We start from the raw sequence: 16,849 nt of genomic DNA, 5'->3' as shown, positions 1-16,849 counted from the left end.
CCGGTAGGCTGCGGCCGAGTGCGTGCTAGTGCTGTTTCGGACGACGTCTTCGGGAGGCACCGTGACCACTTCGCCAACACTGGATCTGACGGGTCGCTCGGTATCACGGGCCCGGGCCCGCTCGCCCATCCCGGTGCTGCCCTTCACACCGGTGTTCCGGCCACGATTGCACTCGGTGCTGGATGCCGTGGCCGACCGCGGCAACGGCGAGGTCCTGCTGATCTGCGGCGCGGTGGGGATCGGCAAAACCGTGGCCGTCGCGGACTGGGCCGCGCACCGGCTGCCACGTTCCCATCACGACACGCGGATCGCCTGGGTCACGATCCGTGAGCAGACCGCGCTGTGGGCGGAGTTGCGTGCCCGTCTGGGCAGTTCCGGTCCGGGCGCCGGACAGCCCGCGGCGGGAGTCGGTGAGGCCGAGGCGGTGATCGCCGCGCTCGCCGACGATTCCACGCCCACCGTCCTGGTGATCGACGATGCCCACCTGATCACCGACCCGCTCGCGCTGGCCGGGCTCGAATACTTCCTGCAGTACGCGCCGCCGACGGTGACGACCGTGGTGTGCGCCCGGTTCGAGCCCCCGATCCGGTGGCATCTACTGGAACTGCATTCCCGGCTGACCAGGTGGAACGGCCCGGACCTGGCGTTGTCGCCGGAGGAGGTCGCCGGGCTGTGCGCCGAGCACGGTTGCGCGTTGGACCCGGAGTCGCTGGGCACGCTGATGTCGCTCACTCAGGGCTGGGCCGCGCTGGTCCGGATCGCGGCGATCTACCTCGCCGCCCACAACGGCGCGCACCGCGACGCCCTGACCGCGCTCGCCCGGCCGCCGCACGCGTTCACCGACCTGCTGGTGGGCGAACTCATCGACACCCTCTCCCCTGCGCTGCGCCAGTTCCTGACCTGCACCAGCATCGCCGAGGAGTTCACCGAGGAACTCGCCGACGCCATGGTGGGCGGTGGTTCGGCGCACTGTCTCTACGAACTGGACCGGATCAACTTCCCGATGACCTCGCTGACGCGGGGCGGCAAGGTGTGGCACACCTACCATCCGATGCTGCGCGCGTACTTCCTCGCCGAAGCGAACCGTCTCGGAACCGACCTGTGCTCGGATCTGCGGCTGCGCGCCGCGCGTCAGCTGATGTCGGCCGGGGAACTGCGCGCCGCGCTGCCCCATCTGCTCACGGTGGCCGATCACCGGCCGTTGGCCGGCTTCCTCGCCGAACACGCGCTGGCCCTGGTGTTCGCCGGCGACGGTGCGGCACTGTTCGATTCGCTGGCCGATACCGCCCCCGATGTCCTGGCCGATCCGTATCTGCGATTGCTGCAGGTCACCGATGCCCTGCTACATGGGGACAGCGGTTCGGCGCAGGCCTACCGCGACAGTGCCCGGCTGCTCGCCGATGACGACCCGCTCTCGCTGGCCGGGCCGCACCGGCTCGAGGCACTGACCACCGCGGTGGACGCGGAACTGGCGGTGGCGACGGGCAGCGCCACCGAAACCGGCATGTTCCCCGACCGGATGCCGCCCGCCGACCGGCCCGATCTAGACGGCTACCTCGCGGTGACCACCGGGACGGCACTGGCGTTGCGCGGCGAACTGGCCCGCGGCGAGGAACGATTACGGATCGCGTTGAGCCGCACACGCTCCCGCTGTCATCCCCGGCTCCGGCTCATCGCGGTGACCCGGCTCGCGGTCACCGCGGGCCTGGCCGGATCCATCACGACCATGCGCCAGCGCGCCGAACGGGCCTGCGCCATCGCCCGCGACCACGATCTGCTGGATCTGCCGGAAACCGTGCACGCCACCGCCCTGGAGGCCTACGGCGCCTATCTGCAGGGCATCGAACCGCAGCCCGGGCATATCCGGATCCTGTGCGCCGAGCACATCCGGCGTGACGGTACGCCCGGGCCGGTGGCCGGCTGGCTCCCGCATGTGGTGGGCAGTCTGCTGGACTGCCGACATTCGGCCGACCGGGGCGCCGCCGCGGAACGGCTGCGTCGCAGTATCGGCCGGCTGCTCGACGCCGATCCGCCGCCCGCGCTCAGCGGGGGCCTGGTCGGCGCCGCGGTATGGGCACTGCTGGAGGCCGGGGAAACCGCCACCGCCCAGCATCTCACCGACCGCGCCCGCACCGTACTGGGCCGCACCCCCGATACCGTCCTGTCCGGCGCCGCCCTCACCGCGGCCTCCGGTAACCATCATGGTGTGGTGCTCCAGGTGGAACCCCTACTCACGGCCACCCCGAACCTGCACCCGGTCACCCAGCTGACCGGGTGGCTGCTCTACGCCCACGCCCACCACCAGCTGGGCAATGATTCCAAGACCCGCGAAGCCGTGGACAACGGCCTGTGCATCGCCGCCACCCACCGAATCACCCGGCCGTTCTTCGACGTTCCGGGCACCATCGAACTGCTCGACTACTACGCGGGCTGCTTCGGGCACCGCAGCGCGTTTGCCGACGCGGTGCGCGCCGGTCATCAGGCCCGCCGGCGGGCCGACCATCCCGCGCTCACCGCGACGGAGCTGACGATCCTGCGCCAGCTGCCCTCCGGCCGGACCACCCAACACATCGCCGACGACCTCGGCGTTTCCATCAACACCGTAAAAACCCATATGCGCGGGATCTACACCAAACTCGGCACCAGCTCCCGGATGGAAACCCTGCAGGAGGCGCGCCGCACCGGCCTGCTCTGACGCGGCCGGGTTCACCCGGTGCGGACGAGGTGCCGCGTCGCGTGACCGGCGCACACTCGAATCCGCGACGACGGCACCGCCGTCCAACCGGTCCCGAAGTCAGGAGACGGCGATGCGATACCAGTTCACCATCGACGGCGAACTCTCCGAACGCGCACTGGCCGCCTTCCCCGAACTCGACGGCGACCGAGACCACGGCACCACGGTGCTATCGGGTGCGGTCACCGATCCGACCGGAGTCCGCGCCGTGCTGGCCCGGATCGACAATCTCGGACTCACCGTGCTCGAGATGCGCCGGCTCCCCGACTGAGGGCCGGGGCGACCGGAACCCCACCTCGCACCTGTAGGTGGCTTACGCACTTCCGAGTGCCTACTCCCCGGAAGAGAGCATCGCTCCGATAATCGTGCGGGAGGCCCGAATGCCATCCCGATACACGATGAAAGGCACCACCGTGCGCACACCTCCCACCTTCCTCCCCGGCGGTACCCGGGCGCTGGGCGACTCCACCGTCACCCGGTTCGGTTACGGCGCGATGCAACTCGCGGGGCCCTGGGTGATGGGCCCGCCCGCCGACCACGACGCGGCTCTGGCCGTGCTGCGCAAGGCCGTCGACCTCGGCATCACCCATATCGACACCAGCGACGCCTACGGGCCGTACATCACCAACGAGCTGATCCGCGAGGCGCTGCACCCCTACCCGGAGTCGCTGTTCATCGCGACCAAGGTCGGCGCCAACCGTGACGCCCGAGGCGGCTGGCCCCCGGCCCGGCGGCCCGAAGACCTACGCAAGCAGGTCCGGGAGAACCTCCAGCGCCTTGGTGTCGAAGTGCTCGACCTGGTCAATCTGCGCATGGGCGACGCCGAAGGCCCCCGGCCCGAGTCGCTCGCCGAGGCATTCGGCACCCTCGCCGAACTCCGGCAGCAGGGCCTGATCCGTCACCTCGGGGTCAGCAACACCACCGCGGAACAGGTCGCGGAAGCGCGAGCCATCGCTCCGGTCGTCTGCGTACAGAACATGTACAACCTCGCCCACCGTCACGACGACGAACTCATCGACCGCCTCGCCGCAGACGAGATCGCCTACGTGCCGTTCTTCCCGCTCGGCGGTTTCACACCACTGCAATCCGAAACGCTCTCGAACGTCGCCGCCCGGCTGGGAGCCACACCGATGTCCGTCGCGCTGGCCTGGTTGCTGCAACGCTCACCGAATATCCTGCTCATTCCCGGCACATCGTCGACAGCGCATCTGCACGAGAACATCACCGGCGCGGGGCTCATCCTCTCCGACGAAGACGTGGCCGAGCTGGACAGCATCGGCTGCTGAACGACGCGACCACATACTGGGAACGACCCGCCGGATAACGGCAACCGGTCGCCACCGCGGGCACCGGCACAGTGGGGCGAGTCGGCAGCACGCGGCCCGGACGACCACTACAACGGCGAACACGGACACCGATCACAGCAGCGGGGATCTGCGCCCGGAGGTCGCCCGGCCGGGGCGGGTGCACACACCGCACCTCAGTACGGGGCGGCCCGCCCGGCCCAGCGCGGGGCGAGGCCACCGCCCGAACCGCGTGGGAACGAGATCCGCTGCGGGTCGCCGTCGGAGGTGAAACGGGCTTCGGGGTTCGCCGCCAGCTCGTCGAGCCAGTAGGCGGAGTCGAACGGCACCTGCCCGAGGCCGGACCGGATTCGCGGCACCGCGGCGGGATCGACCGCGCCGAACGGCGAGGGCGCGGGGTTCGCGCCGACCAGCATCACGGCCCCGAACCGGTAACCGGTACCGTCCCAGCTCCCCGCGAGAGCGAGAGCCGGGTCGGCCGGGGACGAGCCCAGTGGCAAGGCCATGGTGCGCACCTCGGTGCCCGGGACGGCGGCACCGATCGTCCGCACGTTCTGCGCCAGTTCGCGCTGCACACCCGCGGCGTCCAGCGAGCCGAGGTCCTGATGGGTCGCGGTGTGCGCGCCGATCTCGTAGCCGTGCGCGGCCAGCCACGACAGAGCGCGCGGATCGCCGCCGAAGGCATCGTCGGTGACATAGAAGGTGGCGCGGGCGGGGAAGTCCGGATGCCGGGCCGCGAATTCCTCCAGGACGGCCACGGCGCAATCGGGAACGGGCACGCCGTCCGTGGTGAAGCGCAACTGGCTGGTGGTGGAGTCGTCGAAGGTGAGCACCACGGGATGAGTTCCCGCCGGGATATCCACGGTTCCCGCGGCATACTGCGCGGCGGTGATCGGCCGGTAGCCCTCCCGATACAGCCGATCGAGTTCGGCGCGGAACTCGGCGGGTGTCTGGTCGTATTCGCCGGCCGGGCCGGGCGAGAGCTGGTGGTACATCAGGATCGGGACCACCCCGAGCTCGTCGGCGCCGACGGCGGCCGGGTCCGGCGGGGGTGGGGTGGTCACCGCGGGCGGCGGCGGGGCCGCCGGGGTCGTCTGCGGCGGCCCCGCGGCGGGTGTTCCGCCGCAGGCCGTGACCGCCGCGCACACCACCGCCGCCACGACCGCCCGCACGAATGCTCCCGGGAACCGCACCATCGCCCGAATGTTACGTGCCGACAACGATTTACGTTCCATCTCCGGCAAAGAGATTGAGCCGGGCGCGATCTGTCCATATTGACGGGACAGTTGTTCGTGGGAGTTGATGCGTTGTGCTCATGCGGTTCCGGACCGCCGACCGTAAGCGGTTGGTGGTCTCGGCTTTCGGTATTGTCCTGGTGGTCGTGCTGGTCGCGGTCGGCGTCGGAGCCGGTCGTTCACCGGCACCCGCATTACCGCTGAGCGGCCTACCGCCGGGTCCGGTCGGTGCCGCCGCCCTCGAAGATCTGGTGTTGCGGGTGGATGCCACCGGGCACGACCCGCGAGCGGTGGAACTGGCCGTGGACGGTGGGACGGTCACCGGCCGAGTAGAGGGTGACACGGTGGTCTACCGCCCGGAGGGTCTGGCCGACGGCGAGCACACCTTCACTGCGCGGATCCCGGCCGACGGGCCGCTCGGCTGGTTGCGCGACGAACCCGCCGCGTCGGCGGCCTTCACCGTCGACACCACCGCTCCGGTACTGGACGTGGTGCCGCTGCCGGCCGTGGAGTCCTATCGCGACCCCGTCACGGTGCGCGGCCGGGCGCCCGACGCAGTGCGCGTCTCGATCGGCGCGCAGCAGCTCACCCCCGGACCCGACGGCGGCTTCGAGACCGAGTTGCCGCATCATCCCTCCGGTGCCGCGGTGGTCGCCGTCGACGCGGCGGGTAACGAGACGAGTCGGCCGCTGGCCGCGGGTATCGATCTGCCACGGATGCGCGCGGTGCATGTGACCGCTCACGCCTGGTCGCACGCGGGCATGCGCGAATCGGTGCTGGACATGGCCCGGCAGGGCCGGATCGACACCGTTCAGCTCGATATCAAGGACGAGGACGGCGTCGTCGGTTACGACTCGCAGGTCCCGCTGGCCCGCAGCACCGGCGCCGCCACCCCGATCTACCGGGCCCGCGACGCACTGCGGCAGCTGCACGATATGGGAGTGCAGGTGGTCGGCCGGATCGTGGCCTTCCGCGATCCCACCCTGGCCGGCTGGGCCTGGCACAACCAGCGGCCCGACTGGGTGGTCCAGAATCCGGCCGGTCAACCCTATTCCAGCCACTACGGCGCCATCGCGTTCACCAACTTCGCCCACCCCGAAGTGCGGGCCTACAATATCGCGCTCGCCGTCGAGGCTGCCGAACTGGGCTTCGACGGAGTCATGTACGACTACGTCCGCCGGCCCGACGGCAGCCTCTCGAGTATGAAGTTCCCCGGGCTCACCGGGCCGGCGACCCGCGCCGTGGCCGGATTTTTGGGGCAGGCCCGGGAACCCGTACACACCGCCGGCGCCCATCTCAGCGCGGCGGTCTACGGTATCGCCGCCTCCCGGCCGGATCAGATCGCCCAGGACATCCCGCTCATCGCCGAGCAGGTGGATTTCGTGGCGCCGATGATCTACCCCTCGCACTGGAACACCGGCGAGTACGGAGTCGCCGATCCGAACAACCAGCCCTACGACATCGTGGCGGCCGCGCTCCGGGATTTCCAGACCGTGACCTCGGACACGAACGCGAAGGTGATTCCCTGGTTGCAGGACTTCAGTCTCGGGGCGGAATACGGAGATGCCCAGGTCAGAGCGCAGATCGATGCGACCTACCGGACCGGTATCGACAGCTTCTTCCTGTGGAGTCCGTCGGTGTCCTATCACGAGGGAGCGCTCGACCCGAAGTGAGACCGTAACGCCGCGCACCCGGGCCACGACTTCTCCGGTGACGCAATGGCCCGTCGGGGGGCCTGTCCGTCCATTTACCAGCAGTCGAATGGAGCTCGGGACATGGCTTTCCCCAGTGATCACCTGGTGCGCGCACGCACCTACCTGACGCGGCACCGGATCGCCGCGGCGATCGCGGCCCCCGCCGGTCTCGGCGTGGCGGCGGCGGTGGCCGCGGCCTACTCGGTGACCGCACCGGCCCAGCACTCCGATACGCAGCTGAAGGCGTCGGTCACCGAATGCCACGATATGGTCACCATCTCGGTGGCGGGGCGCGGCGATACACCGGCTGCGGGCACCACGAAACTGCTGGTGGACGCCCACGGCAACCCGCTGCCCGCGGCGCTGTCCGGCGACCACAGCAGCGAATGGGTCGACCCGGTCGTCAATGCGCCCGCCGACGATGTGGACCCCGGTTCCTATGCCGCCGTCTATATCGCCTATCCCGCGAACATGGCCACCTACGAGGACGCCGTCACCACCGGTGTCGCCAACACCCAGCAGGTGATGCGGGAGATCGCGCAGGCCTGCCCGGATACCCGGTTCGCGATCGTCGGGTACAGCGAGGGCGCCGATGTGGTCCGGCGGGTGGCGTTGGAGGTCGGTCACCAGGAGCAACAGGACGGCGGCTATGCCATCGTCGACCCCGCCAAGGTCACCGGCGTGGTCATCCTCGCCGATTCCGGCCGCTCGGCGGGCGACGGCCCGTTCCCCGGCGCCCAGAACCCGAACGGCAACCCGGACAATTTCGATCAGCTCTACCAGAACGGCGGAAAACCCGTCCCCGGTCAGGGCGCGGTGGCCGGGACCAGCGGCGATTTCGGCGCGTTGAACGGCAAGATCGCCTCCTTCTGCTCCGACGGCGATCTCACCTGCGCGGCGCCGGACAATATCGCGCTGCTGCAACTGGTGGTCAATGTGGCGCGGCAGGTGAACGTCGACGCCCTCGAACGCGAGGGCCTCAACCCTGCCACCGGCCAGGATGTCGCGGTGGTGCTGAGCCGGGTCACGCTGCTGGCACTGGCCGATATCCAGTCGCAGCCCAACTGGATGGCCGGCGACGAAACCTTCCTCGAGGTGCTGCTGCGGGTCTCGAACCCGGCCTACGAACCCGGGAAGACCACCACACCGGCGCCGGCGGACGCCATCTCGACCGATCAGATGTCCCCGCTGGCCTATCTGCCGCAGAAGGTCCTCAACGAGATCGTCGGCCTGATCGTCACGAACCAGAACACGATTCCGGTGATCCTGTCCGATCCCTATCAGCTCACGCTCGGCCCCAATGCCAGCGGTCACCACTTCGACTACTGGCGCGACGCCGACCCGGGGAACGGTAAAACGCTCACCTCCGCCGAATACGCCGCGGCCTGGCTGACCCATCTGGCGAAGCAGGCGCAGGCCGGCGAACCGGTGGACACGAAGTCGGCCCCGACAGCCGAGGACCTCGACGACGCCTACCGGGCGGCCGCGGAGACCACGACCGAGCCCACCACCACCGCACCGAAGGCCACCACCACGGCCGCGCCGACAACGAGCGGGACCGCCCCGGTGACCACGCAACCGGCGACCGGTACCCCGACCACCACCGCCCCGGCGACCACGACCGCGCCACCGGCCGCCGGGACCACCACCACCGAGCCGCCCGTCGGCACGCCGGAGGCGACCGAGACCGGAACCGTCGTGGCCACTCCCGAAACGGCGACTCCACCGGTGGCGACGACCCGTCCCACGCCTCCGCAGGTCGCGGTGAACAGCAGCTCGGAGGCGCCCCAACCGAGCACGACACCGCAGGAGACCACCACCACGGCCGTACCGGCGGCGCCCTGATCTTTCGCCGCACCGGCCGGGCCCACGTCGGGTGTCCTCCGGGCGGCCGGGCCGGGCCGATATGGTGCGCTGCCCGGAGCAGGGAGCACGGTGCCGCACACGATCCGGGCCGGGCAGGGCCGCCGTTCGGTGCTCCGGCCCACCGCTACCGCCGTGGGGCGCCGTCATCGGCGAAGATGAAGCCCATGACGATTTCCGCGCACGATCTGGAGCACCTGCGCCGCTGTGTCGACCTCGCCCGCGAGGCGCTGGCCGCCGGAGACGAGCCGTTCGGGTCACTCCTGGTCGCCGCCACCGGTGAGGTCCTGTTCGAGGATCGCAACCGCGTGGCCGGTGGTGACAACACCCGGCACCCGGAATTCGAGATCTGCCGCTGGGCGGCCACCCGCCTCGACCCGGCCGACCGCGCGGCGGCCACGGTGTACACCTCGGGCGAACACTGCCCGATGTGTTCGGCCGCGCACGGTTGGGTCGGACTCGGCCGTATCGTGTTCGCCACCTCGAGCGGTCGGCTCGCCGGATGGTTACGTGATTGGGGTGCTCCGGCGGCGCCGGTGGCCGCCCTGCCGATCACCCAGGTGGCCCCCGGTGTGGTCGCCGAGGGTCCGGCACCCGAGTTGGAGCCGGAGATGCGTGCACTCTATCGGCAGTGTTTCGCCCCGGACGAACCCCCCGCGTTGTGAAACCACCGCCCGGCTCATCCGCGCGCGCCGTTGCGCAACCAGGCAATATGGCGTCCCGAGATATCGGCCGTGGTCTGTAGCTCGAAGCCGGTCTCCCCCGCCAGCCGGGCGGCGTGATCGATACCCACCTCCGCCCAGGGAAACCAGTCCCCGGCCTCGGTACGGGTTTCCAGCCGGATCTGCCGGACACCGAAACCTGTTCCGGGACAGGAGAATTCGATCACAGCCAGGCCGCCCGGGCGGAGCAGGCCCCCGATTCGGCGCAGCACCCGACGCGGGTCGCCGCCGATACCGATGTTCCCGTCGGCCAGTAGCGCGTAGTGCCACCGGCCGTCGCCCGGCAGCGGTCCGAAGATATCGCGAGCCACGGCCGGGGCACCCCGGTGCCGGGTGACCGCGACCGCGGTGGGCGAGATATCGACGCCGAGCGCGATGACCCCGCGGCGGCACAGCGCATCCACCAATCGGCCGGGCCCACAGCCCAGATCGACCGTCGGCCCGTCACAACACCCGACCAGAGTCGAATCCACCCGCCGGTCGGCAGCGGAGATCCGGGCACCGCCGAGCCAGCGGCGGGTCGGTAGCCGGGTGCGATCACCGTCGGCGGAACGGATCCAGCAGTCGCGGCCGGTCAACGCCGGATCGAACCGCCCGATCACCGGGCGGCCCGGGCGGCGCCGAGTGCCGCCACCTCCGCGGCGAACCGCCCGGAACAACCGGCGGCGACCCGCAGGGCGTCGGCGTAGTGGTCGACATCGGTGAAGGCGGGCAGCGTCCCGACCCGGTATCCGTGCGCGCACAGCACACTTCGGGTGCGGTCGCCGGTGGCCGCGGTGGACATGGGCACCTCCGCCAGCAGCCGCGCGGCCCGCGGATCGGACAGCCCCAACCCCCACCAGCCGCCATCGGTCGCGGGGCCCAGCAATGCATCGGCCCCGGCGACCAGGGTGCGGGCCGCGTGGGTGAGCACGCGCGGGTCGAGCTGCGGCGTGTCCATCCCGATCTGCAATACCGGCAGCCCCGACCGCGCGGTATCGGCGTGGGCGTTGGCCAGCCGCACCGCGAAACCCGGGCCGCGCTGCGGAAGCACCTCGAAATCGTCCAGTCGCCGTGCTATCTCACCACCGAACTCCGCGGCGGCCAGGTCGCCGGTGAACGCGACCACCCGGTGGATGACCGGGCAGGCACGCACCGCGTCGAGTGTGTCCAGTAGTGCGGCGGCCGCCAGCCGGGCGGCCTGCACCGGCGTCAGCGGCGGGGTCAGCCGGGTCTTGGCGTATCCCGCGACCGGTGCCTTGGCCACCACCAGCAAGGCCACCGGCACCGGTGCGCCGCCGGCGCGCGCGCCGGAGTCCGGTCCCCGAACCCGCGACCCAGCGGTCCGGCTCACCGCAGGACCGCCAGGAAATCACGGGTCGCCCGCAGTGATCCCCGCGCCGTCCCCGATATCTTCGACCGCCCACCGGCTCGCGCCCGGTAGCTGATATCGACCTCGCGCACGTCCCACTGCGCCGCGGCGGCACGGACGAGCAGCTCGAGCGGATATCCGAAGCGATCGTGCAACCGGCCCAGCGATTCCAGCCGCTCCCGGCCCGCGACCCGCATGGCCCCGATATCGTGCACCGGCAGGCCGTAGCGGCGGCGTAACCGGCGGGCGACGACACGATTGCCGAGCCGGGTGTGCCACGGCCACACCCCACCGCGGACCGGCCGCCGGCGGCCCACCGCGAGATCGGCACCGGCGCGGATCTCGGCCACCAGCCGGGGCAGCTCCCCGGGGTCCATCGATCCGTCGCCGTCGAGGACGGCGACCAGGTCGGTGCGGGCCGCGGCGATACCGGCCTGTACCGCGGCCCCGTAGCCGGGCCGCGGTTCGACGATCACCCGGGCGCCGTATCCGGTCGCGACCGCGGCGGTGTCGTCGGTCGATCCGTTGTCGACGACGATCGGCTGATATCCGGCCGGAAGCGCGGCCAGGACCGCCGGCAACGCTTCGGCTTCGTTGCGGCACGGGATCACCACGGTGACCCCGGCCGGTTCGCGGTGCTCTGTCGGCATGGGTGCCACGCTAAGCCCGCGGCGGCGGAAATCCTGTGACAAAACCATGACGTCGTGTCCGAATATCCTGGTGAATGCGCTGAGTCGGGGCCGGACCGGCCTAGGGTGGCCTCTGTGCCGGAGCTGATCGAGATCGCCGACCCCCGCACCCGGTTCCGGGGCGAGCTGCTCGGTACCGTGGGCGCGGCACTGCTGGTGGCGGTCGCGTTCACCATTCCGCAACTGGCCGGCGAAGCGTGGCGGCACAGCCTGTTCGCCGCCGCCGCGCCCATTTTCGGCCACTGGTCGCCGCATATCGGCTGGGGCACCCTCCCGGCGCTGGTGTTGGCGGCGACCGTGGTCGCCCGGGGCGCGGCGTCGGCCGGCCGGCTCCCCTGGCGGCGACTGCTCACCGTCGGTTATCTCACCGCGGTGGCGTGGGCGTTCGCACTCGCCCTGGTGGACGGGTGGCGGCGGGGTTTCACCGCACGGCTCGCCGACGGTCACGAATACCTCGCCGAAGTGCCCGGGGTCACCGATATCGCGTCGATGCCGGCCTCGTTCGCCGACCGGATCGTCGACGGGCAACCGGATTCATGGACCACGCACGTCTCCGGCCATCCGCCCGGCGCGCTGCTGTTCTTCGTCGTCCTCGACCGCATAGGCCTGGGTGGGTCCACGTGGGCGGGGATCGTCTGTGTGCTGGTGGGATGTAGCGCGCCGATCGCGGTGGCGGTCGCGTTGCGCGCCCTGGGCGCCGAGGACCGTGCCCGCCGGGCACTGCCGTTCCTGGTGCTCGCGCCGGCGGCCATCTGGATCGCGGTCTCCGCCGACGCCCTCTTCGCCGGGGTCGCCGCGTGGGCGGTGGCACTGCTCGCCATCGCCGCGAGCGCGCGATCCACCCACCTGCCCGCGAACGCACCGAGGACCGTTTCCGACTCGGCGCCCGCTCCCTCCATGGCCCGCCGCACCGCGATCCCGGCCGCGTTCGCGGCCGGGATGCTGTTCGGCTTCGGGATCTACCTGAACTACGGCCTGATCCTGATGGGTCTGTTCGCCGTCGCGGTACTGCTCGGCGCCCACACACTCCGGCCGCTGCTGCCCGCCGTGCTGGGCGCGCTGATCGTGGTGGCCGGTTTCACGGCTGCCGGATTCTGGTGGCTCGACGGCTACCACCTCGTGGTCGAACGCTACTACCAGGGCATCGCCGCCACCCGCCCGTACGGGTACTGGTGGTGGGGCAATCTCGCCGCCACCGTCTGCGCGGTCGGGCTCGCGACAGCGGCGGCGCTCGCGCGGGCGCTGGCGCCGTCCCGGCTGCGGACACTCGATCCGGCCGCCCTGCTGGTCGCCGCCGCCGTCTGCGCTGTCGCCGCCGCCGACCTCAGCGGGTTGAGCAAGGCGGAGACCGAACGGATCTGGCTACCGTTCGATATGTGGCTGCTCGTGGCGACGGCGTTCCTACCGCGCGGACATGTCCGCCCCTGGCTCGCCGTCCAGGCCGCCGGGGCCCTGCTGCTGGTCCATCTGCTGCTGACGAACTGGTGAGGCATCCATGCGCATACTCGTGGCCGACAGCCACCTCCCGATACCGGACGTGGTCCGCCCCGATCGGAACAGGCACACGGTAGGGGTCGCCGGAGCCGGCCGGAGCGGCCGCGCCGAGCCGGGTCCCCGCCACCGCCTCGACGCCGTCCGAGGCCACCGCTGCGCCGGCAGCCGGTTCGATGCCGTCGCGGAGCGCAGCAGTGTCCGATGACCTGCCGGAGATCATCGTCTACACAGTGGCCTGTGCCCTGCCGGTGGTGACGGCGGGCGTCCTGGTCGCGCGCGTGCTCCGCCGGCGTTCGCTCACCGCGTGTACCGCGGCCCTGGTGCTCCTCCCGATCCTGGCCGCGCTGGCCGCTGTCACCGGGGTGAGCGGGCTGCTGGTCACCGCCGAGTTCCGGCGCACCTTCCTCGTCCTGCTGCTGGTCGCCGCGGTCACCGGACCGGCCGCCGTACTGCTGGGCCGAGAGCAGTCCCGCCAAAGGTCACGGGAGCGACGGATTCGCGACCAGGAACACGCCGCCGAACAGTCGCGGCGCGCACTGATGGCCTGGGTGAGCCACGATCTGCGAACACCGCTCGCGGAAATCCGGGCCGTGACCGAGGCGCTCGACAACAGCGCGGCGACCGACCCGGCCGATATCGCCCGATACGCCGAGCTGATCGGCCGGGAGACCCGGCGGTTGTCCCAAATGGTCGACGATCTCTTCGAGATGACGAAGAGCGCGACGGATACCCCGCGGCTCGACCTCGACCCGCCGGTCCTGCGCGAACTCGTCGACGAGATCTACGCCGCCCCTGGCATTGCCGCCGAGCGCGCCGGAACCGGTTCCCGCACGGACAAACCCGCCGCACCACTACCCGCCGCCGTCGACGACACCGCTCCGGGAGGCGTCCGACCGGAACCGTACGACGACGTGGCACCGACCACCGGAAGGAGTTGATCGGATGGACAAGAAGATTCAGGTGGCCCTCGGCATCGATGTCGATTCCTGCGCCGGCTGGCTCGGTTCCTACGGCGGCCAGGATTCGCCCAACGATATGCAACGGGGCGTATTCGCCGGCGAAGTCGGGGTGCCGCGCCTGCTGCGGCTGTTCGCGCGCCGCGATATCCGGACCACCTGGTTCTGGCCCGGGCACTCCATCGAAACCTTCCCCGCACAAGCGCGCCGGTGCGTCGAGGCGGGACACGAGATCGGCGCCCACGGATACAGCCACGAGAATCCGCGGGCGCTCACCCCGCGGCAGGAACGCGATGTCATGTCCAAATGCGTGGAACTCATCGAACAACTCGGTGGCCGCCGGCCGCTGGGTTATGTCGCACCGTGGTGGGAGATGAGCGAGCACACCGCGTCCATCCTCGCCGACTACGGCTTCTCCTACGACCATTCGCAGAACTACAACGATTTCGTTCCCTTCTACGCCCGCGTCGGCGACACCTGGACGCCTGTCGACACCTCCGGACCCGCCGCGCACTGGATGAAACCGCTCGTGCACGGACACGAGATCGACCTGGTCGAGTTCTGTGGCAACTGGTACGTCGACGACCTGCCGCCGATGATGTTCATCAAGGCCCACCCCAACTCGCACGGCTTCGTCGCGCCGCGCGCGATCGAGCAGATGTGGAACGACCAATTCGACTGGGTGTACCGGGAACTGGACTACGCCGTCATCCCGGTCACCCTGCATCCCGACGTCTCCGGACGGCCACAGGTACTGCTGATGCTCGAACGCCTGCTGGACCGCTGGGCGGGCTTCGCCGGGGTCGAATTCGTGACGATGGCCGAGGCGGCGGCGGAATTCCGCGCGCGCTATCCGTTCGAGCGCCCGGACCGGCCCGAATGCGTCGGCCGGTGAACGCGTCCGCCGGCCGGCGTTGCCGGCGATCTCGCCGGCTCAGGCCTTCTTCAGGTGGAGTGAGAGGTAGTGGCCGAAGCCGGCACGGCGCGCGAAGCGGACGGGTCGTCGGTGGTATTCGGTGAAGCCGAACTTGCGGTAGAGACCGAGTGCGGGCGCGTTCGTATCCTTGATCTCGCGCAGGACGAACTCGTCGTAGCCGGGAAGAGCGATGATGTGTTGCATCAGTGCGGTACCCACTCCACGCCCTTGGAAGGCGGGTACGGTGGCGACGAAGGCGATCTCGGCCAGCCCGTCTCGCGCCTCGTCGGGAGCGCCCAGGAACTGCGAGCGCACGATCGGGTAGCTGATGGTGCCGTGCAGGAGCCCGAGGTGGCGGCGGAACTCCGGCAGTCGGGGCGCGAAGCACTCCTGATCGCCGGTGGTGACCGATGCGATGGCCGCAGGTTCGCCATCGGCCAGGGCCACGACGAAACGCTCCAGCAGGAGCATGTGCTCGAACGCCGCGGTCAATTTCTCCGGGTCTGACGAGAAGAAGGCGAAGTCCTCGGCGAAGCCCCGCACCAGCACCTCGGTGATCCGCCGCCGGAAACTTTCGCCCAGCTTGTCACCGTGCTCGATCTCGATCATCCAGTTCGTCCTTCTGTCAGCAGTTTGAGTACGACATCGATGTCCGGGGCGGTGAACTCGGCGCCCAGGCCTACCCGGATCGAGGTGAGACCGCCGAGCATCGCGAAGTAGCAGGTCGTGAGTTGTGCCGGATCACCGTGACCGAACTCGCCGGCCGCCTGGCCGCGACGGACCAGGTCTTCGAAAGCGTGCTGCATCGAGCGGTGGGCGGCGTGGAGTCGAGCGATCGATGCGCCCGGGGTGCCGGCGGTGACGCCCTGGTTGATGGCGATCATGAACTCCGCGGCACCGTCGTCGGCGGTGAGCCCGGCCAGGTATCGGCCGGTGAATTCCCGGACCGTCTCGACCGGACCTCCTGGGCCGGACAGCTCCTCGGTCAGGGCGACGAGGCCGGTCAGCGCCTGGTCGAGCAGGTCGGCATACAGCGCATCCTTGGTCGGGTAGTGCCGGTAGATCGTGCCGATGCCGACACCGGCTTCGACCGCGATATCGCGGATGGTCGATGCGGCGTAGCCGTGCCGGGCGAAAACGCGCACCGCCGCGGTCTGCACCGCGCTCCGTGTCGCCGCGGTCATGGCCGCGCTCTGCTCAGCGGTGCGTGCCACGCTTCCCCCATCTATGTAATGAACAAATGTTCATTACATAGTAGCGCCTCCGTGGCCCACTCGCTTCCGTGCACACCGGCCGCGAGCCCAACTGCTGAATCTCATGGTTATCGGCGCCCCGTCACGGCCGTGACGGGGCGCCGATCGACCCGGGCCGCCGGTTCAGATCCGGGTCATGGTCGAGCTGTATCCGCCCCCGCCGGGGTACACCCATTCGCCGGTGACCGTGGTCCCCTCGGCGTCGAAGGCACCGCGGTAGTACGCGGGGCTGCCTTTGGCGCCGGCCCAGATGGTGAGCGTGTCACCGATCAGTTCGTAGATGTAGTCGAAGGTGTTGCCGGCCGAGTCGTAGTACCGCGAGGCCACATCGGGCCCGGTCGGTTCACCGAATGGGCGGAGGTTGCCGATCACTTCCATGCCGGTGACGGGTTCGCCGTACTGAGTGAGCTCGACGTGCTGGAGCAGGAAGAACCGGCCCGGCATCCATTCGTAGCGCACGGTTCCTTCCGCTCCTCCGCGGACCGTCCAGGTGCCGACGAGGCGGTCCAGTGCCCGCAGTTCGGGGGTGGGCTGCTGCTGAATGTCGTTCATTTCGTCCTCCTGTGGGTGGGTTGTTCGCTGCCACCTCGGTGCCGGCACGTGGTCTTCGACATCTATCGACCGTGACCTGAATCACT

General features: G+C 70.2%; 16 protein-coding genes. 9 read left to right on the top strand and 7 right to left on the bottom strand.

Going from position 1 to position 16,849, the window contains the following annotated elements:
* Positions 1-61: 61 nt before the first annotated feature.
* The 3 genes from NGR01S_RS10525 to NGR01S_RS10515 all read left to right on the top strand — a co-directional run bounded on the left by NGR01S_RS10525 (position 62) and on the right by NGR01S_RS10515 (position 4,020).
* On the top strand, positions 62-2,695 hold the full coding sequence (locus NGR01S_RS10525; RefSeq protein ID WP_157107198.1) for a winged helix-turn-helix domain-containing protein: 2,634 nt from the start codon (positions 62-64) through the stop codon (positions 2,693-2,695).
* A 112-nt stretch (positions 2,696-2,807) separates the two neighbouring features.
* Positions 2,808-3,005, top strand: a complete 198-nt coding sequence (locus NGR01S_RS10520) for a DUF8691 family protein (protein WP_030519143.1) — start codon at positions 2,808-2,810, stop codon at positions 3,003-3,005.
* Between the two features lie 109 nt (positions 3,006-3,114).
* Positions 3,115-4,020 carry an aldo/keto reductase family oxidoreductase gene (locus tag NGR01S_RS10515; protein ID WP_281179731.1) on the top strand — a complete coding sequence of 302 codons (906 nt, stop codon included), beginning with the start codon at positions 3,115-3,117 and terminating at the stop codon, positions 4,018-4,020.
* Between the two features lie 194 nt (positions 4,021-4,214).
* On the opposite strand, the gene NGR01S_RS10510 is transcribed toward NGR01S_RS10515, so the two are convergent.
* A complete protein-coding gene (locus tag NGR01S_RS10510; RefSeq protein ID WP_063035996.1) occupies positions 4,215-5,234 on the bottom strand; it encodes a polysaccharide deacetylase family protein in 1,020 nt (339 codons plus the stop codon).
* A 119-nt stretch (positions 5,235-5,353) separates the two neighbouring features.
* On the opposite strand from NGR01S_RS10510, the gene NGR01S_RS10505 reads away from it, so the two are divergent.
* From NGR01S_RS10505 to NGR01S_RS10495, 3 genes are all read left to right on the top strand, one after another.
* Entirely contained in the window at positions 5,354-6,946 is a 1,593-nt protein-coding gene (locus NGR01S_RS10505) for a putative glycoside hydrolase (RefSeq protein ID WP_084480741.1), read from the top strand.
* A 102-nt stretch (positions 6,947-7,048) separates the two neighbouring features.
* Positions 7,049-8,812, top strand: a complete 1,764-nt coding sequence (locus tag NGR01S_RS10500) for a cutinase family protein (RefSeq protein WP_063035995.1) — start codon at positions 7,049-7,051, stop codon at positions 8,810-8,812.
* A 185-nt stretch (positions 8,813-8,997) separates the two neighbouring features.
* Entirely contained in the window at positions 8,998-9,495 is a 498-nt protein-coding gene (locus NGR01S_RS10495) for a nucleoside deaminase (RefSeq protein ID WP_063035994.1), read from the top strand.
* A 14-nt stretch (positions 9,496-9,509) separates the two neighbouring features.
* Here the strand turns inward: NGR01S_RS10495 and NGR01S_RS10490 are convergent, their stop codons facing one another.
* The 3 genes from NGR01S_RS10490 to NGR01S_RS10480 form a co-directional block, all read right to left on the bottom strand.
* On the bottom strand, positions 9,510-10,130 hold the full coding sequence (locus NGR01S_RS10490; RefSeq protein WP_245664515.1) for a methyltransferase domain-containing protein: 621 nt from the start codon (positions 10,128-10,130) through the stop codon (positions 9,510-9,512).
* A 20-nt stretch (positions 10,131-10,150) separates the two neighbouring features.
* Positions 10,151-10,819: a TIGR04282 family arsenosugar biosynthesis glycosyltransferase gene (locus tag NGR01S_RS10485; protein WP_063035993.1), complete on the bottom strand. Its 669-nt coding sequence runs from the start codon at positions 10,817-10,819 to the stop codon at positions 10,151-10,153.
* Positions 10,820-10,881: 62 nt separating this feature from the next.
* Complete coding sequence (locus NGR01S_RS10480; protein WP_063035992.1) at positions 10,882-11,553, bottom strand: glycosyltransferase family 2 protein; 672 nt, start codon at positions 11,551-11,553, stop codon at positions 10,882-10,884.
* Positions 11,554-11,676: 123 nt separating this feature from the next.
* Between NGR01S_RS10480 and NGR01S_RS10475 the strand changes: the two genes are divergently transcribed.
* The 3 genes from NGR01S_RS10475 (at position 11,677) to NGR01S_RS10460 (ending at position 14,937) form a co-directional block, all read left to right on the top strand.
* On the top strand, positions 11,677-13,080 hold the full coding sequence (locus NGR01S_RS10475) for a hypothetical protein (protein ID WP_245664549.1): 1,404 nt from the start codon (positions 11,677-11,679) through the stop codon (positions 13,078-13,080).
* 200 nt (positions 13,081-13,280) lie between these two features.
* Positions 13,281-14,024: a sensor histidine kinase gene (locus tag NGR01S_RS10465; protein WP_063035990.1), complete on the top strand. Its 744-nt coding sequence runs from the start codon at positions 13,281-13,283 to the stop codon at positions 14,022-14,024.
* 4 nt (positions 14,025-14,028) lie between these two features.
* The gene (locus NGR01S_RS10460) at positions 14,029-14,937 is read left to right on the top strand and encodes a polysaccharide deacetylase family protein (RefSeq protein WP_063035989.1); all 909 of its coding nucleotides are present in this window, start codon (positions 14,029-14,031) and stop codon (positions 14,935-14,937) included.
* 39 nt (positions 14,938-14,976) lie between these two features.
* Here the strand turns inward: NGR01S_RS10460 and NGR01S_RS10455 are convergent, their stop codons facing one another.
* The 3 genes from NGR01S_RS10455 to NGR01S_RS10445 form a co-directional block, all read right to left on the bottom strand.
* Positions 14,977-15,567: a GNAT family N-acetyltransferase gene (locus NGR01S_RS10455; RefSeq protein ID WP_063035988.1), complete on the bottom strand. Its 591-nt coding sequence runs from the start codon at positions 15,565-15,567 to the stop codon at positions 14,977-14,979.
* A complete protein-coding gene (locus NGR01S_RS10450) occupies positions 15,564-16,172 on the bottom strand; it encodes a TetR/AcrR family transcriptional regulator (protein ID WP_063035987.1) in 609 nt (202 codons plus the stop codon). Before NGR01S_RS10450 ends, NGR01S_RS10455 begins: the two co-directional genes overlap by 4 nt.
* 162 nt (positions 16,173-16,334) lie before the next feature.
* A complete protein-coding gene (locus NGR01S_RS10445) occupies positions 16,335-16,763 on the bottom strand; it encodes a hypothetical protein (protein WP_063035986.1) in 429 nt (142 codons plus the stop codon).
* Between the last annotated feature and the right edge of the window lie 86 nt (positions 16,764-16,849).

Source organism: Nocardia grenadensis NBRC 108939, assembly GCF_001613445.1.
Taxonomy (GTDB): Bacteria; Actinomycetota; Actinomycetes; order Mycobacteriales; family Mycobacteriaceae; genus Nocardia; species Nocardia grenadensis.
This window is presented reverse-complemented; position numbering and strand designations above follow the sequence as displayed.